Here is a 24,327-nt window from a genome sequence, read left to right as displayed (position 1 = left end):
CTCCGGTTCGGGGTTGATGAGCGTGAGTCAGTAGGACCGCGGCAGTCCCAGCAGCCGCTCGCCCAGGTAGTTGCGGATCATGTCGTCGGTCAGCGGTGCGAAGGTGTAGAGCCGTGCGTCGCGGAAGTAGCGCTGCATCGCGTACTCACGGCTCAGGCCCGCACCGGCCATGACCCGCATGCCGTTGTCGACAGCCCGGGTCGCGGCCTCGGACGCTGCGAGTTTCGCCATGGCCGACAGCAGGTCGGCCCGCTCCCCCAGTGCGTCGGCACGCGCGGCCTTGCGGACCAGTTCGCGTGCGGCCTCGATCTGTACGGCGTCGTCGACCATTCGGTGCTGAAGTGTTTGGAAGGCCCCTACGGGCCGCCCGAAGGCCTGCCGCTCACGCGCGTAGTCGAGGCCCGCCTCATATGCGCCGCGGGCGATGCCGAGCGCGGCGGCCGCGGCGTTGAGCCGTTCGCCGTTGAGAGTGGCCAGCACCTGCCGGAAGCCCCGGCCGACCTCGCCGAGGACGGATCCGGGGTCGACGGTGACGTCCTGGAGCAGGACCTCGCAGGTGTCGAGGCCGTGGATGGCCATGGTCGGAAGCTCGTGCACCTCGACTCCGCGTGCTTCCAAGGGCACGAGGAAGAGGGTGATGCCGTCGACGGCCGAGGGCTCGGGTGGCGCGGTACGGGCGACGACGATGGCGTGGTCTGCGGTTGCGGCCCCGGAGATCCAGGTCTTCACGCCGTTGATCACCCAGGAACGGTCGTCCCTCTGCGCCGCCTTGGTCCGCATGACGCGTGCCACGTCGGTACCGCCGTCGGGCTCGGTCATGGCGAACGCCACGCGGGTGCGCCCCTCCAGCAGCGGCCCCAGGATCTGCTTGCGCTGCGCCTCGCTGCCGTGGGAGGCGAGCAGGTGCACGCCCATGTACTGGACGACCAGGCAGACGGCCATCGAGGTGGGCCCGGCACCGAGTTCCTCCAGGACGACGACCTGGCTGCGGGGGTCGGCACGCTCGGTTCCCTCGGTGTCCGCCTCCAGGCCGATCAGTCCGGCTTCGCCCAGGGCCCGGTACAGGTCGTAGTCGAAGTCCTCGGCCTCGTCCAGCGCGCGGATCCGCTCGGGCGTGGCCTCACGCGCGACGATCTGCCGGACCAGGGTCCGCAGTTCGGCACGTTCGTCGCCGTCGTCGGTGGGTACGACGGACGGGGTGTGGCCACGCATGTCGGTTCCTCCTGGTCGTGCTGCCGTGTCACACGGGTGTGACGGCCTGGCGGCGGGTGGGCGGGGTCATGGGCCGGCGGCCGTAGATCCGCAGGCGTTCGATCAGCTCTCGGCGCAGGTCGTTGGCGGGGACGACGGCTTCCACCGCGTTCTCGTTGGCGATCTTGAAGACGTCGATGCCGGCCGCGTACTCGGCCTGCTTCTCGGCGACGAAGCGCTTGCGCTCGTCCGGGTCCTCGATGGCCTGGATGCGGTTGTAGTGGATGCCGTTGATCGCCGCGTCCGGTCCCATCAGGGCGGGCTTGGCGGTGGGCAGGGCGATCACCGCGTCGGGCTGCATCGGGGCACCTGACATGGCCAGGTAGCCCCCGCCGTACGCCTTGCGCACCAGGACGGCGATCCGCGGCACCCTGCTCTCGGCCACCGCGAAGAGCATCTTCGCGCCGTGCCGGATGATGCCCTGCCGCTCCACCTCGGAGCCGATCATGTAGCCGGCGATGTCCACGAGGAACAGCAGCGGGATGTTGAAGGCGTTGCAGATCCAGATGAACCGCGCGGCCTTGTCGGAGGAGTCCGGGAAGAGGACGCCGCCGCGGTGGATCGACTGGTTGGCGATGATGCCGACGCTGCGTCCGTCGAGGCGCGCGAAGCCGGTGACCATCTCCGGCGCGAACAGCTCCTTGTAGGGGAAGAAGCTGTCCTCGTCGAAGACGGCGTCGATCAGTTCATGAACGTCGTACACCTCGGACTCGCGGAGCGGTACGACCTCCTCGACCGTCCGCTCCGAACCCGGTTCGGCCGGCTCGGCGACCGGCGGCGGGGTCTCCCAGTTCGACGGCAGGTACGACAGCCACACGCGAATCGCCGCGATGGCCTCCTCGTCGTCCTCCACGAGGCAGTCGCCGAGGCCGGAGGTGCGGCAGTGCATCTCGGCACCGCCCATCTCCTCCAGCGTCACCTTCTCTCCCGTGACCATCTCCGCCAGGCGCGGGGATCCGAGGTAGGCGGTGGCGTGTCCGCGCACCATCACGGTGTAGTCGCACAGTGCGGGCACGTATGCGGAACCTGCCGGCGACGGCCCGAACAGCGCGCACACCTGCGGAATCCGACCGGAGATCTGGACCTGGTTGTAGAAGATGTTGCCCCAGGCGCGACGGCCCGCGTAGCTCTCGAACTGCTCGTCGATGCGGGCGCCGGCTGAGTCGAAGAGATAGACGAGCGGGATGCCGCTCTGGTCGGCGATCTCCTGGGTGCGGATGATCTTCTCGAAGGTCCGCTTGCCCCAGGTGCCCGCCTTGACGGTGAAATCGTTGGCGATGACGGCGACATCCCGGCCGTCCACCTTGCCGATACAGGTGACGACCGCGTCACCGGGCAGCCCCTCCTCGAACCGGGCGAGCAGACCGTCCTCGAAGGACCATCCGTCGTCGAAGAGCAGCTCCAGGCGCTGACGCACCAGCATCTTGCCCGAGGCGAGGACCTTCTCGCGGTTCTTCTCCGATCCGCCGAGTCGTGCCTGTTCGAGCCGCTGGGAGAGCTCCTCGTGGACTGTCTGACCCATACTTTCCATCCGATCCGCCGACGAGTTCGACTTCTTGACCGCCGTGAGCGGCCACACATAGCCTAACTAACGAACGCTTGTAAGTTAAGAGGGAGGAGCTGCCCATGTCTGAGCGCTACTGGGAGGATGTGCAGGTCGGGGATGTCTTCCAGGGACCGGGGATCACCGTCACCGACGCTCATCTCACAAACTGGGCGGGGCTGACCGGTGACTGGACCTCCCTGCACCTCGATGCGGAGTACGCGGCCTCCACACCCTTCGGCGGTCGCATCGCCCACGGCCCGCTGACGCTGTCGCTCTCCCTCGGGCTGCTCACCCAGACCGGTGTGTTCGGCAATGTGGTGGCCTGGCTCGGACTGGACGAAGTACGGGCCAAAGCGCCGGTCCACCTTGGTGACACGATCCGCCCGGTCGCCGAGGTGACCGAGTCCCGGCCCTCCAGTAAGCCGGGCAGGGGGGTGTGGACCCTGGCCTACCGGACCCTGAACCAACGACAGGAGACGGTGATGACCTTCTCCAGCGGGTTCCTGATCCGTCGGCGCGACAGCTGATCGGCCCCTACGGTTTGCGCTGCATGAGGGCCGCGCGGCGGAGGCGGCAGACCAGTTCGTCGCGCTGGTTGAAGGCCCGGTGCTCCAGCTTGACGATTCCGGTGTCGGGCCGGGACTTCGATTCCCTGGTCTCCAGGATCTCGCTCTCGACCCGCAGCGTGTCCCCGATCAGCACCGGCTTGGGGAAGACGACCTCCTCGAATCCGAGGTTGCCCACGGTGGTACCGAGGGTGAGGTCCGCGACATGCAACCCGGCCACGAGGCCCAGGGTGAAGACGCTGTTGACGATCCGCGTGCCGTAGATCGAGTTCTTCGCGAACTCCTCGTCCAGGTGCAGCGGCTGCGGATTCATCGTCAGCGCGGTGAACAGCAGGTTGTCGGTCTCCGTCACCGTGCGCGTGGTGCTGTGCCGCACGATCTCACCGACGACGAACTCCTCGAAATAAAGCCCGCTCATACCGCCGCCACCTCCGTGTTCTCCTCGTTCACGGCCAGAACGTCCCTGGCGTGCTGGGCGTGCGCCAGATCGATGTGCTCGCCGTCGAACAGCACCGCTCCCTCACCGAGTGCGGCGCCGCGTTCGTAGGTGTCCACCAACCGTCGCAACCGGTCGAGTTCGGCGCCGCTCGGGCCGTACTCCTCATTGACGACGGCGACATGGGACGGATGGATCAGTACCTGACCGCCGTATCCGAGGCGGTTGTTGTCACGGGCGAAGGCCCGCAGCCCGTCCAGGTCCCCGATCTCCTGCCACAGCCCCAGAACGATGTGCCGCAGCCCGGCGGCCCGGGCTGCGAGTACGACCTTGCTGCGCAGGTAGAGGGTCTCAAGGCCGGCCGGAGTCCAGGTGAAGCCGACCTCTCGGGAGATGTCCGCGTCCTTGGCGGCCGCCGCCATCAGCGAGAGCACCCGGGGAGCGGCCGCGATCTCGTCGACGTTCGCCAGCGAGCGGGCGGTCTCCAGCGACGGCACGAGCCCCACGCTCCCGCGCGGCATCCCGTGTTCGATCTCGGCGGCGGTGACGAGCGCGTCGTAGGCCACCACGTCGTCGCGGCCGTACACCTTGGGCAACAGAAGCCCGGTCAGTCCGGGGCGCACCACGGCGGCGATGTCCTTGCCGAAGTGCTCGGTGTCGAGCGGGTTGACCCGGACGAACACCCCGGTGCCGCTTCCCACGAGGCGGTCGATCGAGTCGGCGACCGCTGCACGCGCCTCCGCCTTCGCCGACACGGGGACGGCATCCTCCAGGTCGAGGATGAGCGCGTGAGCTCCGGCGCGCAGCGCCTTGTCGACCCAGGTCGGCTTGTGACCGGGAACGAACAGCAAGGATCGGTACGGCTTCATGATCGGCTCCTCGGTCTCCTCGGGACAGGGGGTGATCGACGCGGTCACGACGTCTCCGGTTCGATCACGGCGAGGACGGCGCCGGCGGGGACGACATCGCCGGGCGCTGCCTTGAGGCTGGTCACCACTCCCCCGACGGCGGCCCGGACGGGGTTCTCCATCTTCATCGCCTCCACGACGAAGAGGACCTGACCCTCAGTCACCGTCTGTCCGTCCTCGACGTTCACCGCGACCACCGTGCCCTGCATCGGGCTGGTCACCGAGCCGCCCGCCGGTCCGCCGCGACGGCCGCCGGACCTGCGGCCACCGCCACCGGCCCCGCTCCTCGCGCGCCGCGACGGTTCGGCGACCGCGGTGGCAGTGGCGTTCGACGACGGCACGGCGCCGCCAAAGAAGGGGACGACGTAGCGGCGTCCCGCCACCCACAGCTCGTCCCGTGCGGGCTCGTCCTCATCCGCCTCGGGGTCCGGGACCGATGCGAAGTCGTCCGCCGGGAACTGCACCGCCTCCTCCAGCCAGCGGGTGGAGATCGAGACGGCCGCGAAGTCGGGGTGGTCCAGGACGGCTCGGACCGCGGGCACTGTGGTGGGAACGCCGCCGACCTCGAACTCGTCCAGCACAGCACGCAAGCGCCGAATAGCGGTGTTCCGGTCCGGGGCCCAGGCCAGCAACTTGCCGACCATGCTGTCGTAGTAGGGCTGGACCTCGTCGCCCGCCTCGTAGCCGCTGTCGAAGCGCACGCCTGGCCGGTTCGGGACACTCAGCGCAGTGATCCGGCCGGGTGCCGGCACGAACAGTCCGCCGGCCGTGTTCTCGGCGTTGACGCGGCATTCGACGGCGTGGCCCCGCGGCGCGAGGCCGGACACGGTCACACTCAGCGGATCACCCGCCGCGACGCGCAGCTGCTCGGCGATCAGGTCGAGACCGAGCACCTCTTCGGTGACCGGGTGCTCCACCTGGATACGTGTGTTCATCTCCAGGAAGTAGAAGTGCTCGCCCTCCACCAAGTACTCGACCGTACCGGCACCGACGTAGTCGACGGCTCGGGCGAGCCGTACCGCGGACTCGCCCATGGCCGTGCGCAGTTCGGGCGACAGGCCAGGAGCGGGAGACTCCTCGACCAGCTTCTGGTGGCGTCGCTGTACGGAGCAGTCCCGGTCGCCCAGCCATACGGCGTTTCCGTGCCGGTCGGCGAAGAGCTGCACCTCGACGTGGCGTGCTCCGGCGAGATAGCGCTCGACATAGACGTCGGCGTGGCCGAAGGCCGCGGCGGCCTCACGACCGGCCGCCTCCAGGGCTTGCTCCACCTCGTCCGGTCCGGCGACCGTGCGCATGCCGCGCCCACCGCCGCCGTAGGAGGCCTTGATGACCAGTGGGTATCCGTGCTCGGCACCGAAGGCGCGGATCTCGTCGGGGCCGGTGACGGGCTCGGTGGTGCCGGGGATCAGGGGTACGTCGGCGCGGGCGGCGACCTGCCGGGCGGCGACCTTCTCGCCCATCACCTCGATGGCGGCGGCGGGCGGGCCGATGAAGACCAGGCCTGCCTCCTCCACTGCGCGGGCGAAGGTCGCGTTCTCCGCGAGGAAGCCGTAGCCCGGGTGAACGGCCCCGGCGCCGGTATCGAGCGCGGCTCGCACGACCTTGTCGATGTCGAGGTAGCTCTCCCCGGGCGCCGTGCCGCCGAGCGGGACCGCCTCGTCGGCGACGCGGACGTGCAGCGCCCCGGCGTCGGGGTCCGAGTGCACGGCCACCCCCGTCAGGCCGAGCTCGCGGCAGGTGCGCAGGACGCGGACGGCGATCTCGCCCCGGTTGGCGACGAGGACCTTGGAGAAGCTCATCGATGACCCGCCTCCTCGACACATGTGTTGTGGCAGCTGCCAATTCCTTCGACCGTGGTGGTGAGTACCTGGCCCGGGGTGAGGAACTCGGCGGGCTCGCGGCCCGCACCTACCCCGCCCGGGGTGCCGGTCAGCAGCACATCGCCGGGGCGCAAGGTGGTGAACCGCGACACGTAGGCCACGATGTCGGCCGGGCCGAACAGCAGCTGTGAGGTGCGGCTGCGCTGCTTGACGACGCCGTCCACCATGCAGCTGATTTCCAGGTCGGCGGCTGCGTCGACTTCCTCGCCGGTGACCAGGACCGGGCCGAGCGGCGTGGTCGCCTCGAACGCCTTGCCCTGAAGCCACTGGCCGGTCCTGCGTTGCCAGTCACGGGCCGAGACGTCGTTGGCGACCGTGAATCCTGCGATGGCGGCGACGGCCTCCGCGGTGCTCGCGTGCCGTACGGTCCGGCCGACGACCACGGCAAGCTCTGCCTCCCAGTCGACGGCGCCGGACTCGGCGGGCAGGACCAGGTCGTCCTCGGCGCCGAGCAGGGTGTCGGCGAACTTGCCGAACAGGGTCGGGTATTCGGGCGTCTCGCGGCCCATCTCGGCGATGTGGTCCTTGTAGTTGAGACCAACACAGAGGATCTTCGACGGGTGCGGGACAAGGGGCGCGTATTCCACGCTGTCGGGCGACGGCCCGGGGACCCCTGACAACTCACCGAGCGGTCGTCCCTCGATGTCGGTCAGGAGCGCTCCTATATCCGACTGAGGGAGGAGCCGAGTACGGCTTTCCTCGACTATGGCCGCACGTGTGCCGCCGTCGTGCCTGATCGTGGCCAAGCGCATTCAGTACACTCCCGAAACGAACGATCGCTTGTTTTTTGAAGTTACGCGTTCACCCCGCCCAGGTCAACCGCTCACGGACAAGCAGAACGCCCGGTGCCCGGATCGATGAGCGATCAGGGCACCGGGCGCAGAGGTCCGGTGAGCGTGAGGTCAGCTCACCGCGGAGGCCGACTGCGCGGCGATGGCGGCGATCTCCTCATTCGCCACTCCGAGCTGCCGCAGGGTGATGATGGTGTATTTGTCGACGATCTCGTCCAGGGACAGCGGGCCACGGGGCCGGTACCAGGTCGAAACATGGGTGCCGGCCGCGACGATCGCGTACGCCTGCAGCCTCACGTCCACGGGCTCCACCCGGCCTTCGGCAGCCGCCGTCTCGATCAGGTCGCGCAGGACCTGCTCGTACTGGTCACGCTTGGCCACGACGGTGCGCCGGTCCTTTTCCCCGAGAGAACGCAGTTCCGAGTTTCCGATGAAGACTTCACGGGCGCGGTCGGCATGGAAACGGATGTGGCAGTCGATGGCCGCGCGCAGGCAGTCCACCGGGTCCGTACGGCCGCGCAGGGCAGCACGTTGCGCGGCCAGCAGGTCGTCCATGATGCCCAGCATGATGCTGCGCAGCAGGTCGTCCTTGCCGTTGATGTGGTTGTACAGGCTGCCGACCTGGATGCCCACCTTGGCCGCGACGCCCCGGAGTGTGGTCGCTTCGTAGCCGTGCTGGTAGAACAGTTCTGCAGCGGCTTCCAGGATCGCGTCGGCGGTACGCACACCGCCGGTGGGACGTGGCATTCTGCGTCTCCGATCGACTCACCCGGCCCGACACGTCACGGCGGGCCCTGCCGGGTGCGGGCACGTTCCGCGGATTCGCCATGATACCTCCAGACGAACGGTCATACGTTCGTCTGGCCCAGGACGGATCTCGGAGTGGCCTGCAGGCGCGATTTCTATGTGCCGAGCAGTCCCGGCGGGAGATCCTCGCGCCGCCCGCCGACCCGGCATGCACGGGTCGCCTGGGCGGTGAGTTCGGTGACACGCGCGGCCGTCACTGTGACAGGCGGCGCCTTGAGGAACCACTCCCTGGCCTCTTCCGGGGTCATATCCGTGGGCGGGTCCGGAAGGTAGGGGTGCACGTTGACTGGTGTGCCGGGCTCCTGGCGCCAGCTGTCGGCCAGGGTGCCGATGTCGACGGCGTCGTAGCCGATCGCGTCGAGGAACCGTACGACGTCCGCCTTGGCACCGGCGTCGCACGAGGAGACGGCCAAGGCGCTCCGTTCAGGTGAGTGGGCCGGCCTGGCACCCGTGAACAGGCGAACGGAGTCCATGTTGTTGAGCGTCTTGACGACGCGGGAGCCCGGCAGGTGCCGCTGGAGCATCTCGCTGCTGGTGAGCTGTCGGTCTTCCAGTTCGCCGATGCGGCCGTCGTGCTCGGGGTAGTAGTTCATGGTGTCGATGACGGTCCTGCCCACGAGTGCCTCGGCCGGAAGCCGGTCGTACAGGCCGAAGGGGATCGCCACCGCGACGACTCCGGCCGCGCGGGCGGCTTCGGCGGTAGTGGCGGCACTGGCCCTGCCGCCCAGTTCGGTCACCAGTCCGCTCAGGCTGTCCGGTCCTCTGGAGTTGCTCAGGACCACGTCGAGGCCGGCGGCGACGGTGAGTCGGGCGACAGCACTGCCGATGGCGCCGCTCCCGATGAAGGCGACGGTCCCTGGCATGGTTGTGGATCCTCCTTGCGTGAGATTTCGGTGAGCTGAGATGGCGAGACCCGACGGGCGTCAGGCGAGGAACTCCGGGAGGCGTTCGCGTGATGCCGCCGCCAGTGCCGCTTTGACGGCGGCGGCGTCGATCTGCCGCGCGTAGACGGGTGTTCCGGGTTGCTGGCGCCAGGATTCATCGAGTCCGCCCGCGTCGACCGCGTCGAAGCCCAGTTCCTCGACCAGGGCGCTCACCAGGCGCTTGGCGCCCTCCTCGTCTCCCGCGACGGGGACGGCGATCCGGTCCGGTGAACCAACCGGGCGTGGTGCGTCGATCAGGTCCCGGGCAGGGGTGGTGTTGAAGACCTTGATGACAGGACGGCCGAGGTGCTTTTCGGTCCAGCGGCTCTCGGGCATTCCCTCCTCGATCTCCGGGATCCGGCCGTCCCGCTGGGGGTAGTAGTTGCCGGTGTCGATCACGATCACACCGTCGGCGGCCTCGCCGAAGAGGCTGCGCGGAAGCGAGGGGACACTCTTAAGCGGGATGGTCACGATCACGACCTCGGCCCCATGGACCACTTCCGTCAGAGGCAGCGCAGTCGCACCCGTCTCCCCCGCCAGCGTGGCGAGGGTTTCGGGCCCGCGGGAGTTGGAGACCGAGACGTCATGGCCCAGCGCGGTCAGGCGACGCGCGAGGTTTCCGCCGATCTGCCCCGCGCCGATGATGCCGAACTTCACAGTGCTTCCCCTCCGGTCAGTGGTCTGCGGCGAGGAGCGGGAAGCCGTTCAGGATCCGCTGCAGGTGCATCACCTGCCGGGGGATGAACTCGGCGATGGTGGATCCGACGACGTCCACGGCCTCATTGACGTCGGCGATGATGCGCCGCACGTCGGTGCCGGTGAGCCCGTCCGGTTCGATACCGAGCCCGAGCACGACGTCGTTGCTGTCGACCGCGTCGACGTCGAAGTGGAGGGCGACGCGCGAGCAGCCGGTCGCGGCGAGCCAGTCGAGCAAGGGCTGCGTGGACGCGCGCAGTTCGTCGGGGCCGAACGGCTGGATGCCCCACTCGGCGATGTTCGGGAAGTCGTCGTCGGTCCACGAGTGGAGTCCCACCAGGGCCACTCGGCTCGGGGAGACGTTCGCCGGCAGCAGCGCCTGTACGTCGGGGTCGCCGTGCCCGGTGAGGGCGGCGACGGCCATCGCGTGATAGCCCTGGTACTCACTCTTCGGGGTTCCCACGTCGGGGTGCGAGTCGATCCATACCACTGCCAGGTCATCGCCGTAGCGGCGGGCGAGCTCGGAGAACGGAGCCACGCTTACGGCGCACTCTCCGCCGATGGTCATGATCCGGGCCGGGGCGTGGTCGCGGATGACCTCCAATGCGCCGGCGAGTTGCTTGACGAGCACTTCCTTGGCTTCGACTCCGTCGCGCACCTCCAGGCCCTCGTCGGACATCGTGACCGGCACGGTCGCCGTCGGGCCTTCGTGCGGGGGAAGGACTGCCTGGAGGACGGCCGTGCCCACTGTGTAGCCGCGACGGGCTACGTCGAGCGGGAACTCGGGGGCCAGTTCCTTGACGATCGCCGCGCCGGCGCCCTGCCACTGGGGCCATACGAGCCGGAGAGCGACGCCTTCGCCCTCCGAGCCGGCAGCCTGCGAGGAGTCGTGCTGTGCCATGGGGGTCCTTCCCTTGATATGCGGTCCGCGCGGCAGGTGGGGGGCTCGACAAGAGCACAGTGCGACAAGCGCGGATGCGTGATGTGACCGGGGCCGCCGGCATGCGTACGTCTTCCTCGGCGCCCTCTTGGTACGAGAAATAACGTACCACGAGAAATATCGAACTACGATCTTCCTCATACAATGGAGCGATGCCCGCTACGACGAAACGGCCCAGCCCCACGAACGCCACTTCCCGGCTACCCGAACCGACGCGTGACGAGATCCGGGTTGAGCGGGTGCTGCACGCCTTGTCCGACCCCATCAGGCTGCGTGTCGTCACCGAACTCGCTGCCGCAGCGACCGATCTGAACTGCCTGGCGTTCGAGCTTCCGGTGTCGAAGTCGACGTGCACCTACCACTTCCGTGTGCTGCGGGAGGCCGGCGTGATCCATCAGTACCCTCAGGGCACGTCCAGGATGAACTCCCTGCGCTCGGACGACCTGCGGGAGCTGTTTCCCGGCTTGCTGGACAGCGCGATACAGGGGGCGCGCGATCAGTGGCTGCGCCTGACCGGCAGCTGACCGGTTCGAGGAATCGGCCACGGTCTCAGCCTCCGGCCAGTGTCTGCTCGCACCAGATGGTCTTGCCCCTGGCGTGCTGGCGACTCCCCCAGCGATCGGTGAGCTGGGCCACCAGCAGCAGACCTCGACCGCCTTCGTCGAAGACGCGGGCCCGGCGCAGGTGTGGCGCTGTGCTGCTGCCGTCCGAGACCTCGCAGATCAGCGTGCGATCGCGGATGAGACGTAGCCGGATCGGGGGCACGCCGTAGCGGATGGCGTTGGTGACCAGCTCGCTGACGACGAGCTCCGTCACGAAGGCGCTCTCCTCCAGCCCCCACTCCTCAAGCCGGTGCGAGGCCGCGGCCCGAACGCCTGCCACCTCGGCCGGATCAGCGGGCACGTCCCAGGAGGCGACCCTGTCGGAGCCGAGCCGATGCGTGCCGACCAGCAGCAGAGCGGCGCCGTCAGGGCCCGGGCCATTCGGAAGCATGGTTCCGATGACGTGGTCGCAGCGGGCCGGGAGCGAGTCGGCCGGAGGGGCCAAGGCACGTCCCAAGGCTTGGATCACGCCCTCGGTTTCATGTGTTCCGGACCCGAGAAGCCCCTCGGTGAAGAGGGCGAGGACGCTGCCTTCCGGCACCTCCACGTCCATCGTCTCGAAGGGCAGGCCGCCTTGGCCGAGCCGTGGCCCGGCCGGTGGTGCCAGCGACACGGTGGTGCCGTCCGGCTCGACCGCCACCGGGGCCGGGTGTCCGGCGCGGGCGAGGGAGCAGCGGCCCGAAAGAGGGTCGTAGACCGCGTACAGACAGGTGGCGCCCGACTCAGCTGCCGTTCCGTCCGCGGTGTCATACGTCCCGGACTCTGCGGAGAGCCGGAGCACAAGGTCGTCGAGTTGGGTCAGGAGTTCGTCGGGGGCGAGGTCGACATCCGCGAGAGTCCGCACCGCGGAGCGCAACTGCCCCATGGTGGCCGCGGCCTGCAGGCCGGGACCGGCCGCGTTCCCGACCACGAGAGCGACCCTGGCCCCGGACAGCGGGATCACGTCGTACCAGTCGCCGCCGACACCGAGCCGGGGATTGGCCGGGAGATAGCTGGAGGCGACTTCCACAGCGGACGGTTGCGGCAGCTTGCGGGGCAGAAGACTGCGTTGCAGGGCATGCGCGGCGGCCCGCTCCCGCGTGAACCGTCGCGCGTTGTCCAGGCAGACGGCCGCCCGCGCCACCAGCTCTTCCGCGAGCGTGACGTCGTCCTGGTCGAAGGGCTCGGCACGACGCCACCGGCCGAAGAACACCACACCGAGCGTCGTACCGCGGGCCGTCACTGGCACGATGAGCCACGAATGGAATCCGAACGTCCGGACCTTCTCTGCGCGGGCGGGATCGTCCGCCAGCCAACCTCTGATGGCCGTGTCCATCCCGCTGTGCAGTTCGGGCCGCCCGACGGCCAGACAACGGGCCGGTGGCGAGTTCGCGGGATAGACATCGACGTCACCCACCTCGGTCACCGATTCAGGCGCCCCCGCGACCACGGACTGCTGCGCTACCCGGCGCAGCACCGCGTCGCCGGTGACGGGTCCGGGTTCCGGTTCCTCACCGCTCAGCAGTGGTTCCAGCAGATCGACGGTCGCGAAGTCGGCGAGCCGGGGAACGGCCAGATCGGTCAGCTCCTGTGCGGTGTGTGGCACATCCAGTGTGCTGCCGATGTAGGTGCTGGCCTCGTTCAGCAACGCCAACCGCTCCCGGCTCCGACGCTGCTCGGTGATGTCGACCACCGTCGTGCACACACCCAGAATCCGGCCGTGGCGATCCGGGACAGGCGAGACGGAGACCGAGAAGACGCGGTCGTGGTCAGGATCCGCGGGGATGCGCCCCGTGACGACGAAATCGACTTCTGCCCGGCCGGTCGCCAACACTCTGCGCATCCGTGCCTCGCACTCCGGGAGGTCGGTGCTGTTCAGCACCGCGACCAGTCCGCGACCGAGGCGTTCCTCGTCTCTCATGCCGGTCAGACGCCGCATCGCCGCGTTCTGGAGCACGCACCGGAGCTCGGAGTCATACACGGTCAGGGCGACCGGGGACTGGGACAGAAGCCAGTCGGACAATGCCTGGTCCTCGGTGTCCGGAGAGAGCCGCTCAGGAGACCGCGCGGTCAGCAGCCACTCCCACGTCCCGATATCGGTCTCATGCGCGGCAGCGGAGACCTCCGCATGAAGGCCGCCTCGAAGACAAACGGACAGCATTCCCTTCCAGTCGCCCCCGGCCGGCGAGTCGATCACGTCCGACGCCAGCAGCTCGGCCGCGCGGCGCCCCATCGCCTCGGCGGTGCTGTAGCCCAGCATCCCTTCGGCACCGATGCTCCACGCCGTGATCCGCCCTTGCTCGTCCACCGCGAAGAACGCAGCTTCTTCCTGTCGGCCGGCCTCGTCCCACGAGGCCGCGCTCTGCGCGTCCATAACCTTCAGCGTGGTGCCCGGCTTGTCCATTCTCAACCCCGGTCCAGGAAGCAGCTCGACCCCCATCATACGCACGAGCGTTTGTTTGTTACAGTGCGGGCCCACGGAAGGCAGTCAGCGTATGCACAGAACGAACCGAACGACCGAGGCCTCCGCGGCACTGACGGGGCTCAACCTCTTCGGGCAGCCCTTCGCCCTCGACCCGTACCCCGCGCTGGAGGCCCTGCGTCGGTCGTCCCCCGTTCACCATGACCCGAACACGGATCTGTGGTTGGTGAGCCGCCACCGGGACGTCCGAACCGTGCTCCTGGATCCGCGGACCTTCCTGCCGGACAACGCTCAGCGGGCAGCCACTCCGCTGGCCCGGCCCGCGCTGCGCTCACTCGCCCGCGCCCGTTTCGCTCTGCCGCCGGCCCTGGCCAACAACGGCGGCCCCACCCATCAGGGCCTACGCTCGCTCGTGTCCCGTTTCCTTGACGCCCGCCGGGTCGCCGCCGCGGTCCCGCTCATAGAACGGAGGGCCCGGCAGCTGGCGCTCGGCGTGCGTGAGCAGGTGGCAGCGGGCGAGCAGTGCGACCTGGTCAGATCCTTCACCCGGGTCCTGCCCTGCCAGGTACTCATGGATCTGTTGGGCATCAGGGGTGTGGACGTAGAAACCCTCGCGGACTGGAGCGAGGCCGCGCTCGAACTGTTCTGGGGCCGCCCCTCGCCCGAGCGGCAGCTGTACCTCGCAGACCAGGCGGTCGCCTTTCACACGTGGCTCTCCGCGCGGATCAACGGGCCGGCCGAGGCAGGCAGCCTCATCCAAGCCCTGCAGCAACATCGTGTGCCGGACGGGACGCTCCTGGACACCGCGACCGCCGTGTCGGTGTGCTTCTTCGTCTTCGTGGCGGGGCACTCCACCACCGGTCAGCTGATCGCGACCACGCTTCGCCGAGCGCTCGAGGACGGCCGGGCCTGGGCATGTGCGGCGAGCGAGGCAGGATTCGCCGAGAAGTGGTCCGAGGAGGTGCTGCGCCGTGAGCCGTCCGTCACCAGCTGGCGGCGTACAGCGGCCCGGGACGCGGAGATCGGCGGAGTGACCGTGCCTGCCGGGGCCCAGTTGCTCCTCCTGCTCATGGGTACGGGCTCGGACACCGAGGTCTTCCCCGAACCGGAGCGGCTGTGCCCTCACCGGGAGAACACGCGTCTGCACCTGTCGTTCGGAGTGGGCCGGCATCGGTGCCCCGGCGCACTGCTGGCGCGCACGGAGACTGCCGTCGCGCTTCGGACAGCCGCAAGCCTCATACCCGAGTTGGCCCTGGTCCCCGGGCAGAAGCCTCCGATGCTCGATCTGCTGTCGTTCCGCGCGCCCAGGAGGCTGCTGGTTCACCTCGGGTGACCTGGGCGCGGCGACGCCTCAGGCGTTCGGCGCGAGGTCCGTTCCGGCCCCTCGACGGCGTACGGCGACCAGGTCGGTCCGGGGCTCGTTCACCGCCGGCGCGGCAGCGGCCGTACCGCAGACACCACCGCCCTCGTGCGACCTGCACCCGGCGCCTTCGTGCGAGCCGCAGCCTGTGTCGGCATGGGGCCCGCAGCTGCCCCCGGCCGCCGCCACGTCCGCCCGATGGGCCGGCAGAGTCACCTCCCCCGCGCCCTCCACCTCGAACCCGGCGTCCGCGATCATTTCCAGGTCGGCCTTGCCGGCCTGGCCCTCGGTGGTGAGGTAGTCGCCCAGGAAGATCGAGTTGGCGAGGTTGAGGGCGAGCGGCTGCATGGTGCGCAGATGGACCTCGCGGCCGCCCGCGATGCGGACCTCCACGTCCGGGCAGACGAAGCGGACCATCGCCAGGATGCGCAGGCAGCGCTGCGGGGTGAGGTTCCACTCCGTGGCCAGCGGGGTGCCCTCGACCGGGATCAGGAAGTTGACCGGAACCGAGTCGGGGTCCAGCTCGCGCAGCGAGTAGACGACGTCGACCAGGTCCTCGTCCGACTCGCCCATGCCCGCGATCAGACCCGAGCAGGCCGACAGACCCGCCGCGTGCGCCTTGGTCACGGTGTCGACGCGGTCCGCATAGGTGTGCGTGGTCGTGATGTCGCCGTAGGTCGACTCCGACATGTTCAGGTTGTGGTTGTAGGCGTCCGCGCCCGCCTCACGCAGCCGCTCCGCCTGGCCGTCGGAGAGCAGGCCGAGACAGGCGCACACCTCGACGCCCTCGTTCTGCTCCTTGATCGCCTTGATGGTGCCCGCGACCCGGTCCACGTCTTTGTCAGTCGGGCCGCGCCCGGAGGCGACCAGGCAGACCCGCTTGGCACCACCGGCCAGACCGGCGGCCGCTGCCTGGGAGGCCTCATCGGGCTTCAGCCAGGTGTACTTCAGAATGCCGGTCGTCGAGCCAAGCCGCTGGGAGCAGTAGGAGCAGTCCTCCGGGCACAGCCCGGACTTCAGGTTGACCAGGTAGTTGAGTTTCACCCGCCGTCCGAACCAGTGGCGGCGCACCTTGCCGGCCGCGGCCACCACGTCGAGCAGGTCGTCGTCGGAAGTGGCCAGCACGGCCAACGCCTCCTCGCGGGTCGGCAGCTCGCGCCGAAGCCCCTTGTCCACCAACGTGTTCAGCAGGTCCATCACTTGGGGAGTCATACCCGGCACTTTAACGAACAAGCGCTCGCATGCTATAGATGGCGAAGGTCGCTATAGATGGCGAAGGTCGCTATAGATGGCGAAGGTCACAGCCGCCCTTGACCCGGGCGGCTAGCGATCGGCCTCACTTGATGGTGAACCCGGCATCCACCTTCAGCTCGGTGCCGGTGATGTAGCGCGACTCGTCTGAGGCCAGGAACAGCACCGCGTTCGAGATGTCCTCCAACTCGACCCACGGCACCGGAATCGCGTTGCCCTCGGCTTCCAGCTCCTTCGAGTCTTCCAGGGTCGCGTTCTCGATGTCGGGCCGCATCGACCTGTACATCCGGTCGTTGTGGATCATCGGTGTGGGCACGCCCGTCGGGTGCACCGTGTTGACCCGGATGAAATGCGGCGCGAGTTCCAACGCCAGCGAGCGCATGATCCCGACGACCGCGTGCTTGCTGGCGACGTACGCGACCGCGCCGGCCACTCCCTTGTGCCCCGCGGTCGAGCTCATCAGGATGATCGAGCCGCCGCTCCCCTGGCGCAGGAGATGGGGGATGGCGGCTTTGGCCGTGTGCCACTCGCCCTTGGCGTTCGTGTCCATGACACGATCCCACTGCTCCTCGGAGAGTTCATGCGCGGGTTGGTCCCATACGAGGATCCCCGCCGTCGCCGAAACGATGTCGAGGCGTCCGAACCGCTCGACGCCTTCGTCGACAGCGCGCGAGATCTCCTCGAAGTTCCGTACGTCGGCACGTGCCGCGAACGCCTTTCCCCCGGCCGCTTCGACCAGCCGGACCGTCTCGGCGAGTTCGTCCTCCGTCGCGCCCTGGTAGAACTCCTCCATCCCGCTGATCGTCCGCGCGATGTCCACGGCGATGATCGCGGCACCTTCCTGTGCCAGACGAACAGCCTGATCACGCCCCTGGCCGCGAGCCGCCCCGGTGACGAGGGCTACCTTCCCTGCGACACGACCTGCCATCTGATCCATCCTCCGCCTCGATTGAGAAGAGCACCGGCTCACTTCAGAAGAGCACCGGCGTCGACCGGCAACGCGATCCCGGTGATGTAGCGCGCCTCGTCAGAGACGAGGAAGAGCGTCGCGTTGGCGACGTCGACCGGTTCCACCCACGGCACCGGCAGCGCGTTTCCTTCCTGGAAGGAAGGCGCGAGGGTCGCCTCATCTCGCTCGTCCTCGGGAACATCGGGTGCGAAGAGGGCGAACGTCTGCGCGTTGTGGATCATCTCGGTCGCGACGCCGCCCGGGTTGACCACGTTGACCCGGATGGACTCCGGGCCGAGTTCCAGCGCCGTCGCACGGGCGAGACCCATGAGTCCGTGCTTGGACGCGACGTAGTGCGGATGATCCGGATAGGCCCGAAGCCCCGACACCGAACCGGTCAGGACCACCGAACCGCCCCGACCACCGTTCCGCACATGCGGCACCGTCGCGCGCATCGTGTTCCACGCGCCCGTCAGGTTGACGTCCATCGCTTGCCGCCACTGCTCCTCGGGCAGTTCGACCACGGTGCCGTAGCTGATGATGCCCGCGCTGGCGGCGACCACGTCGAGGCGGCCCAGGTCCGCCACTCCGTCGTCCGCGGCGGCCTTCAGAGCTTCGACATCCCGCACATCGGCGGTGTACGTCCTTGCGCGCCGACCCAGCTGCCGGACCTGGTGAGCGGTCGCGTCGAGATCGTCCTCCGAGGCGAGGTCATAGGGCAGACTCCCCATCTTGCGCGCGATGTCGACCAGGATCACGTCCGCGCCCTCTTCAGCGAAACGCACGGCCTGACTCCGCCCGATGCCGCGAGCGGCACCCGTGACAAAGGCGACCCTGCCGTCAAGTCGTCCCATGTATTGCTCGTCTCCTCGCCATCGCGTTCCGGCGTATGCCGACCTCTCTCGGGCACGCCCGTGTCTGCTTCCGCCACTTCACAGCGTCATCGGGGAACACGCCATCCCCACTATTGGCGAAGTTGACCTTGATCAGCGGGCCGTCGGTCCCGCCTCCCCAAAGGTGGGGATGCCGGGGCACCCCGCCGCCGTGCGACCTTCGTCGCGCAACCTCCGTAACGAAGGGACTCACATGACCACGCTCGCGATCTTCGGTGCCAACGGCTACACGGGTGCCGCGATCCGCGCCGAGGCGCTCGGCCGCGGCCACCAGGTTCTGGCCTTCTCCCGGTCCGGCTCGGGCGACGGTGTCACCGCCGGCGACCTCCATGACCCGGCGACCCTGAAGAAGGTCGCGGAGCAGGCCGATGTCATCATCGTCGCCATCCCGGCCCGCGAACTGGACGGCAAGAAGCTGATCGACGCGGTGCCCGAACTCCTCAAGCAGGCAGCCGCTGCGGACACCCGCGTCGGCATAGTGGGCGGCGCGGGCTCTCTGCGTACCTCGGCCGACGGCCCGCTGGTGCTGGAGTCCGAGGGTTTCCCGCCGATCGCGTTGCCCGAAGCGACCTCGCACGCGGAGGTGCTGGCCGCCCTGCGGGCCTCCGAGGAGGGCTACTGGTTCTACATCAGCCCCGCGTCGGTCTACGGAGCGCATGCCCCGCAGGAGCCGGTCGGGTCCTACATCGTGGGCGGCGACGTCCTCGGACAGGACTCCCAGGGCGAGTCGAAGCTGTCCGCCCAGGACTTCGCGCTCGCGTTCCTCGACGAGATCGAGACGCCCAAGCACATCAACGAGCGCTTCTCGGTCATCGGCGCCTACTGACCCGCTGCCGGCACACCGCGAACGAAAGCACCTGACCCGAAACGGGGACACATCTGGATCGCACTGACCACGCGACCGGACCCAGGTCGGCATGACGGAACGGAAAGGGTGGCCCCGATGAGCAGTGCAGCAGACAGCGGACCAAGACTCGAGAAGGCTCTCAAGCCTTGGAATCTCCTGATGATCGTCCTCGGCTACATGAGCCCGGCGGTCACCGCCTTCGTCTATGTGCCGATCATGTTCGGCATCTACGGCGGGTTCTCGTGGCTCGCGATGGCCATAGGGGCGGTCGTCATGCTCCCCATCTATCTCGTCTACGCAGAGCTCGGCTCCGCTTGGCCGCTGGCCGGTGGTGAGTACTCGATCGTCGGCCGCGCGCTCAACAAGGGTGCCGCCTTCGTTCTGTTCGTCCTGGTGATGGCCATGCTGGTCGCGACGGCGCCGATCACCGGCCTGGGTGCCGGTATGGCGGCCCAGGCCGTGTGGTCGGGTGCGAATCCCGAGCTGGTCGCGGTCGCCGTGATCGCTCTCGGTATCGTCCTCGGGCTCCTCAACATCCGGGAGAGCGCCTGGGTGGGGACGATCGCCCTGGTCGTCGACATCGGGCTCGTCGCGGTCGTGATCGTTCTGGGCCTCGTTCACGGCCAGTGGAACGAGGCCGGTGATCGCCTCTTCTCCACGGATGTCTGGGGCAGCGACGGCTCGGCCACCAGCATCACGTTCAAGACGGCCATCGCCGCCACGGGCTTCGCCGCGCTGAACTACGCCGGGTTCAGTTGTGCGGTGGTCTTCGCGGAGGAGTCCGAGAACGCCCGCCGCCACCTGGGGCGGATCATGATGTGGGTCTACGCCGCCTACGTCGGCATTCTGATGGTCTTCACCACGGCCGTGTTCCTCGCCGCGCCTTCGCTCAAGGAGACCCTCACGTCCGCGACACCGCTCGCCGACTTCATCGGGCAGCTGGGCGGCGCGTGGCTGAACAAGGTCGTCAACATCCTCCTCTTCCTCGTGATCTCCCAGGCCACGATGCTGTTCGTCGTCTTCGTCTCACGCCAGCTCTGGAGCTCCGGACGGGACAAGGCATGGCCGACGCCGATCAGCCACGCGCTCAGCTGGCTGCACCCACGCTTCAAGAGCCCGTGGATCGCCACCGTCCTGTTCGGTGCCATCACGATCCCGCTCGTGTACGTCGGTGTCGGCGACCTGGTCACCATCCTGGTGATCGTCCTCCTGATCTCCTACGTGCTCATGACCGTGAGCGCGATCGCCATCCGGGTCAGGAAGAACGCCCCGGACGACCGCTGGAAGATGCCGGCCTGGCAGTTCTGGGTGGTCCTGGGCCTCGCCGCGATGGTGGCGGTCGCCAGCCAGCAGTCGGCGACCCCGTTGAAGATCGTCGGCATCATCGCCGCGGCGGCCGCCGTCTACTACGTGGCCTATCTGCTGCCGCGCCACAGAACGCACTTCCGGCTCGACTCGGAAAGTGAGCCGCAGACACCACCGTCGGGCAGCGAACCCGCTGCACCCACCGGCGCCGAGGAGCCCCAGACGAGCTGACCGGGGCCGACGGCCGGGAGCGGCCGAAGCGGGACGAGTTGCTCGGCCCCGCCTGGACGGGCGGGGTCACGACCTGGAGTAGACATGCCGAATCGCATGGTGAGAATCGCCGCGGGGTGCTCCGTGGACGTCACGTCGGCCCTGCCGCAGATGGCACGGTACGGCGAAGTCGACTACCTCGTGCTGGACTACCTCATGGAACACGGCCTGGCCAAGATGGCCGCCGCGAGGGCAGCGGATCCGGAGGCCGGATACGCCGCCGGGTTCCTGGGGCCGGACATCCTCGGCGAACTGGGACGGCTGCTGGCCAACGGGACCAGGATCATCGCCAGCGCCGGCGGGCTGAACCCCCTGCGCTGCGCGGAACTGTTCCGGCGGCAGGCGGCCGAGATCGGCCTTTCGCCGAGAATCGCCGTGGTGCACGGAGACGACGTACTTGACCTCGCGGGCCCCGAGCAGGTCGACATGTTCACCGGCGAGAGACTGCCCGACCGGTTGGTGAGCAGCAACGTCTACCTCGGAGCCGCACCCATCGCGGCTGTGCTGGCCGGCGAGCCCGACATCGTGATCACCGGCCGGGTCGTCGACTCGGCGCTGAGTCTCGGGCCGTTGCTGCACGAGTTCGGATGGCCGCTGGACGACTACGACCTGATGGCCGCCGGCTCCCTCGTGGGTCATCTGCTGGAGTGCGGCGCCCAGCCCAGTGGGGGTATCCACACCGACTGGCGCGAGATCGACTTCGCCGACACGAGTTTCCCGATCGCCGAGGTGCACGACGACGGAGGGATCGTCATCACCAAAGCACCCGGGACGGGCGGACGCATCTCGTTCGGCACGATCGCGGAGCAGCTGACCTACGAGATCTCGGACCCTCAGCGCTACTTCCTCCCGGACGTCACACTGGACTCGAGCCGGGTGACGCTGGAGGAGGTCGGTCCGGACCGCATCCGGATCAGCGGGGCCAAGGGCTACCCCCCGACCTCGACGTACAAGGTCTGCTCCATCGAGCACGTTGGCTGGCGGGGCGTTCTGGCGAACGTCATCGCAGGTGAGGACGCCGACGAGAAGGCCCGCAAGACCATGGACGCGGTCATCGCGCGGGCCGAGATCATCAACGAGCGGAACGGCTGGGGGCCGTTCACGTCGACGGGCACGGAGGTCATCGGGTCCGGTGACAGTCTCGGCGCGCACGCCCGCCCGGTGAATCCACAGGAGGTGGTCTACCGGCTGGTGGCGGATCACCCGAACCGCGAGGCCGTCGACTCGCTCCTCAGGGTGCACGGAGCGACGTACGTCTCGATGTCTCCCGGCACGTGCTATCTCAGCGCGGAGGCCCGGCCTCTGATGAGGGTGTGGTCGTTCCTGCTCGACAAGGACCAGGTCGACCCGCTTCTCACCGTCGACGGCGAGGCCACCACCATCAAGGTCCCGCGCCACGACGGTTTCCACGATGGTCTCGTCCGGACGAACACGCCCCTGACCACGCTGGAGGCTCCCGACGGGGTGGCCGTTCCGCTGGAACGCCTCGCCTACACCCGCTCCGGGGACAAGGGCGACATGGCCAACGTCTCGGTGGTGGCCCGGGATCCGCGGTTCCTGCCCTACCTCGCGCACGCCCTCACGACCGAGAGCGTGAAGACCTGGTTCCGGCATGTCTTCTCGGACCCGGCGACCGCGAGGGTGGATCGCTTCGAGATGCCCGGCATCGGCGCGCTGAACTTCCTGCTCCACCACGGCCTGGACGGCGGCGCGGTGTCGTCGCGACGCTTCGACGACATGGGAAAGACGTACGGACAGCAGCTCACCGGCTTTCCCGTACGCGTGCCGAGCGTGCTGATCGAGTAGGGAATGACAGCCGCTCGTCTGCACCATTGACAAACGAAGGGGACTAATAAAACCATGTACTAATTTTCAGCCCCCGAAAGGCGGCCTCGGGCCGCGTCCGGAGGAAACCAGATGAGCGGTTTCGTCCACGCCATGACATCGGACGACCTTTCCCTCTTCGCCGGCATCGTCGCCAAGGCACAGACCCGTGACATCGCCGCCGACGCACGGGAGAGCATCCTCGGCGACGTGCTGCGCCTCCTGCGCTCCGATGCCTGTGTGAGCTTCGCCTGGGACGACTCCCAGGCACGCTTCGTCGAGCCGCGCTTCACCAACGTGAGCAGCGCGAGCATCAAGAAGTTCGAGGAGCACTTCCAGTACACCGACACCTGGGCGCCCCGGATCCGCGAGCTGGACCGGCCCACGCCGATGGAACGAGTCGTTTCCGCCAGCGAGTTCGAGAACAGCAGGGTCTTCAAGGAGGTACTGGCGCCCGACGGCCTGTACCGGATCCTCGGCCTCTACGTCTCCCAGGACGGTACACAACTCGGCCGACTGACCGTGCTGCGCAGACGGGACAGTCCGGAGTTCGAGGAACGGGAGATCACCCTGCTCCTCACCCTTCAGCCTTTCCTCACGGGCGCCTTCCAGCGGCGGCAGGTCAAACTTCCCGACTTCACTCCGCGTGAGCGTCAGGTCGCCCAGCTCGTGGCGCGAGGCTGCACTGACCGTGAGATCGCACGCGCGCTCAGCATCGCCTTCTACACGGTCAGGACACACCTCACCAACGCCATGCAGAAGTCCGGCTGCACCAACCGGACCGAACTGGCCGGGTTCCTCTCCGCCCACTTCGCCACGGACTGACCCGGCAGCTCCGAGGCGCATCCGGCACTCCCCAACAGTGGGGATTCATCGGCTCCGCGGTGCTCGCTACGTTCTCTGAACCGCCCAGCCCCCTGCCTCCAGGAGTTCATGTGTTCCACGCCTGCGCAATCCCGGCCGGTCAGGTGCCCGAGGCACTCGCCGACGCCGGGCCGCGAACCTGTCCGACGGGAATCGACCGCGAGGTGGCCTACCTCCAGACCTTCTCCGGTGCCGACCTGTTGGTCCTCGCCCAGACCGGACCGGCGGCCGGCACGGTCTCCAGCCTCGGGGAGACACCTCTGCCGCGTGCCACCCGAGCCTGGACCTCCGTCCCGGACGACTTGGAGGCCGACGACATCTACGTGTCCGCGGTGCCGTTGCGCCCCGGCATGTGCTCCCGTTTCACCGCGTTCGCCGAGCAGCTCGACGGGCCGCGAAAGCCCGATCTCATGCTGGAGATGGTCCGTGCCCGGCACGGCGAAGTCGTCTTCATCCAGCAGGGCGAGACCGATCTCGTGATCCCTATCGTCATCGGGCGGGAGCCCTGGAGCGACGGCCATCGCGCCGCACCCGGCGAGAGCGCCTTCAATACCTGGGCCAACGACCAGCTCGCGGAGCTGCACGGCATCCGGTTCGCGGACGCGCCGCCGCCGGCGAACAAGCATCTCTGGGACATCCGGTCCACCGACGGACGGGGCTGATCACATGCTCAAGAACATCTGTCAGTTCAACCTCCGCCCGTCGGTCGACCCGGCCGTCTTCTGGAACCAGCAGCTGCGCGGGCACGCCGGAACGACGGCGGAGGTGGCGGGTGACCTGCTCGCCGGCTACGTGATGAACCGGGCGCTGCGGGCCATCGACGGGCGCATCCCGTACGACGTGACCGTCGAGCTGTGGTTCCGGACCGAGACCGACCGGGATCAGTTCCTCGAACTGCTCGCGAACACCGACGACGGCTTCGACGACGAGGTGCTCGACTTCTGCGCCTACACCGTGGACGAGGCGACGATCCTCGAACCCGGTCACCGGTCCGCGACGGCGTAAGGAACGGTCACC

At 68.5% G+C, this 24,327-nt stretch carries 22 protein-coding genes and 1 pseudogene; 9 read left to right on the top strand and 14 right to left on the bottom strand.

Features of this window, described 5'->3' with window-relative positions; translation table 11 throughout:
- Nucleotides 1-27: 27 nt before the first annotated feature.
- The gene (locus tag ABZ887_RS00690) at nucleotides 28-1,212 is read right to left on the bottom strand and encodes an acyl-CoA dehydrogenase family protein (RefSeq protein ID WP_361281333.1); all 1,185 of its coding nucleotides are present in this window, start codon (nucleotides 1,210-1,212) and stop codon (nucleotides 28-30) included.
- A 28-nt stretch (nucleotides 1,213-1,240) separates the two neighbouring features.
- The gene (locus ABZ887_RS00685; RefSeq protein WP_361281331.1) at nucleotides 1,241-2,773 is read right to left on the bottom strand and encodes an acyl-CoA carboxylase subunit beta; all 1,533 of its coding nucleotides are present in this window, start codon (nucleotides 2,771-2,773) and stop codon (nucleotides 1,241-1,243) included.
- Between the two features lie 104 nt (nucleotides 2,774-2,877).
- On the opposite strand from ABZ887_RS00685, the gene ABZ887_RS00680 reads away from it, so the two are divergent.
- Nucleotides 2,878-3,324 (top strand): MaoC/PaaZ C-terminal domain-containing protein, encoded by a 447-nt coding sequence (locus tag ABZ887_RS00680; protein WP_361281329.1) that lies wholly within the window; start codon nucleotides 2,878-2,880, stop codon nucleotides 3,322-3,324.
- A 7-nt stretch (nucleotides 3,325-3,331) separates the two neighbouring features.
- Here ABZ887_RS00680 and ABZ887_RS00675 read toward each other — a convergent pair whose 3' ends face one another.
- From ABZ887_RS00675 to ABZ887_RS00640, 8 genes and pseudogenes are all read right to left on the bottom strand, one after another.
- Nucleotides 3,332-3,781 carry a MaoC family dehydratase gene (locus tag ABZ887_RS00675; RefSeq protein ID WP_361281326.1) on the bottom strand — a complete coding sequence of 150 codons (450 nt, stop codon included), beginning with the start codon at nucleotides 3,779-3,781 and terminating at the stop codon, nucleotides 3,332-3,334.
- Entirely contained in the window at nucleotides 3,778-4,716 is a 939-nt protein-coding gene (locus tag ABZ887_RS00670; protein WP_361281324.1) for a CoA ester lyase, read from the bottom strand. Before ABZ887_RS00670 ends, ABZ887_RS00675 begins: the two co-directional genes overlap by 4 nt.
- Entirely contained in the window at nucleotides 4,713-6,506 is a 1,794-nt protein-coding gene (locus ABZ887_RS00665) for a biotin carboxylase N-terminal domain-containing protein (RefSeq protein ID WP_361281322.1), read from the bottom strand. The genes ABZ887_RS00670 and ABZ887_RS00665 overlap by 4 nt, the downstream gene beginning before the upstream one ends.
- A complete protein-coding gene (locus ABZ887_RS00660) occupies nucleotides 6,503-7,174 on the bottom strand; it encodes a fumarylacetoacetate hydrolase family protein (RefSeq protein ID WP_361281319.1) in 672 nt (223 codons plus the stop codon). The genes ABZ887_RS00665 and ABZ887_RS00660 overlap by 4 nt, the downstream gene beginning before the upstream one ends.
- Before the next feature lie 315 nt (nucleotides 7,175-7,489).
- On the bottom strand, nucleotides 7,490-8,104 hold the full coding sequence (locus ABZ887_RS00655; protein ID WP_361281317.1) for a TetR/AcrR family transcriptional regulator: 615 nt from the start codon (nucleotides 8,102-8,104) through the stop codon (nucleotides 7,490-7,492).
- A 176-nt stretch (nucleotides 8,105-8,280) separates the two neighbouring features.
- On the bottom strand, nucleotides 8,281-9,048 hold the full coding sequence (locus ABZ887_RS00650) for an NAD(P)-binding domain-containing protein (RefSeq protein WP_361281315.1): 768 nt from the start codon (nucleotides 9,046-9,048) through the stop codon (nucleotides 8,281-8,283).
- Nucleotides 9,049-9,108: 60 nt separating this feature from the next.
- Nucleotides 9,109-9,771 (bottom strand): annotated as a pseudogene (locus tag ABZ887_RS00645) (NAD(P)-binding domain-containing protein); the annotation flags it as partial.
- Nucleotides 9,772-9,781: 10 nt separating this feature from the next.
- Entirely contained in the window at nucleotides 9,782-10,705 is a 924-nt protein-coding gene (locus ABZ887_RS00640; protein ID WP_361281313.1) for an arginase family protein, read from the bottom strand.
- A gap of 191 nt (nucleotides 10,706-10,896) precedes the next feature.
- Here ABZ887_RS00640 and ABZ887_RS00635 point away from each other — a divergent pair, with 191 nt between their 5' ends.
- Nucleotides 10,897-11,268 (top strand): helix-turn-helix domain-containing protein, encoded by a 372-nt coding sequence (locus ABZ887_RS00635; RefSeq protein ID WP_361281311.1) that lies wholly within the window; start codon nucleotides 10,897-10,899, stop codon nucleotides 11,266-11,268.
- Between the two features lie 25 nt (nucleotides 11,269-11,293).
- Here the strand turns inward: ABZ887_RS00635 and ABZ887_RS00630 are convergent, their stop codons facing one another.
- Complete coding sequence (locus ABZ887_RS00630; protein WP_361281309.1) at nucleotides 11,294-13,729, bottom strand: SpoIIE family protein phosphatase; 2,436 nt, start codon at nucleotides 13,727-13,729, stop codon at nucleotides 11,294-11,296.
- 91 nt (nucleotides 13,730-13,820) lie between these two features.
- Here ABZ887_RS00630 and ABZ887_RS00625 point away from each other — a divergent pair, with 91 nt between their 5' ends.
- Nucleotides 13,821-15,080, top strand: coding sequence for a cytochrome P450 (locus tag ABZ887_RS00625; protein WP_361281306.1), 1,260 nt, complete (start codon nucleotides 13,821-13,823; stop codon nucleotides 15,078-15,080).
- An 18-nt stretch (nucleotides 15,081-15,098) separates the two neighbouring features.
- On the opposite strand, the gene bioB is transcribed toward ABZ887_RS00625, so the two are convergent.
- From bioB to ABZ887_RS00610, 3 genes are all read right to left on the bottom strand, one after another.
- Complete coding sequence (gene bioB / locus ABZ887_RS00620; RefSeq protein WP_361282396.1) at nucleotides 15,099-16,304, bottom strand: biotin synthase BioB; 1,206 nt, start codon at nucleotides 16,302-16,304, stop codon at nucleotides 15,099-15,101.
- A 139-nt stretch (nucleotides 16,305-16,443) separates the two neighbouring features.
- Nucleotides 16,444-17,286, bottom strand: a complete 843-nt coding sequence (locus ABZ887_RS00615; protein WP_361281304.1) for a mycofactocin-coupled SDR family oxidoreductase — start codon at nucleotides 17,284-17,286, stop codon at nucleotides 16,444-16,446.
- A gap of 38 nt (nucleotides 17,287-17,324) precedes the next feature.
- On the bottom strand, nucleotides 17,325-18,161 hold the full coding sequence (locus tag ABZ887_RS00610; RefSeq protein WP_361281302.1) for a mycofactocin-coupled SDR family oxidoreductase: 837 nt from the start codon (nucleotides 18,159-18,161) through the stop codon (nucleotides 17,325-17,327).
- 232 nt (nucleotides 18,162-18,393) lie between these two features.
- Between ABZ887_RS00610 and ABZ887_RS00605 the strand changes: the two genes are divergently transcribed.
- The 6 genes from ABZ887_RS00605 to ABZ887_RS00580 all read left to right on the top strand — a co-directional run bounded on the left by ABZ887_RS00605 (nucleotide 18,394) and on the right by ABZ887_RS00580 (nucleotide 24,315).
- Nucleotides 18,394-19,026, top strand: a complete 633-nt coding sequence (locus tag ABZ887_RS00605; RefSeq protein ID WP_361281300.1) for an NAD(P)H-binding protein — start codon at nucleotides 18,394-18,396, stop codon at nucleotides 19,024-19,026.
- 117 nt (nucleotides 19,027-19,143) lie between these two features.
- Entirely contained in the window at nucleotides 19,144-20,583 is a 1,440-nt protein-coding gene (locus tag ABZ887_RS00600) for an APC family permease (protein WP_361281298.1), read from the top strand.
- Between the two features lie 84 nt (nucleotides 20,584-20,667).
- Nucleotides 20,668-22,428 (top strand): acyclic terpene utilization AtuA family protein, encoded by a 1,761-nt coding sequence (locus tag ABZ887_RS00595; protein WP_361281296.1) that lies wholly within the window; start codon nucleotides 20,668-20,670, stop codon nucleotides 22,426-22,428.
- 111 nt (nucleotides 22,429-22,539) lie between these two features.
- Nucleotides 22,540-23,271 (top strand): helix-turn-helix transcriptional regulator, encoded by a 732-nt coding sequence (locus tag ABZ887_RS00590; protein ID WP_361281294.1) that lies wholly within the window; start codon nucleotides 22,540-22,542, stop codon nucleotides 23,269-23,271.
- 110 nt (nucleotides 23,272-23,381) lie between these two features.
- Entirely contained in the window at nucleotides 23,382-23,972 is a 591-nt protein-coding gene (locus ABZ887_RS00585; RefSeq protein ID WP_361281292.1) for a hypothetical protein, read from the top strand.
- 4 nt (nucleotides 23,973-23,976) lie between these two features.
- Nucleotides 23,977-24,315, top strand: a complete 339-nt coding sequence (locus tag ABZ887_RS00580) for a hypothetical protein (protein WP_361281290.1) — start codon at nucleotides 23,977-23,979, stop codon at nucleotides 24,313-24,315.
- Nucleotides 24,316-24,327: the final 12 nt, after the last annotated feature.

The sequence above is a fragment of the Streptomyces sp. NPDC047061 genome (assembly GCF_040643955.1).
GTDB lineage: Bacteria > Actinomycetota > Actinomycetes > Streptomycetales > Streptomycetaceae > Streptomyces.
This window is presented reverse-complemented; position numbering and strand designations above follow the sequence as displayed.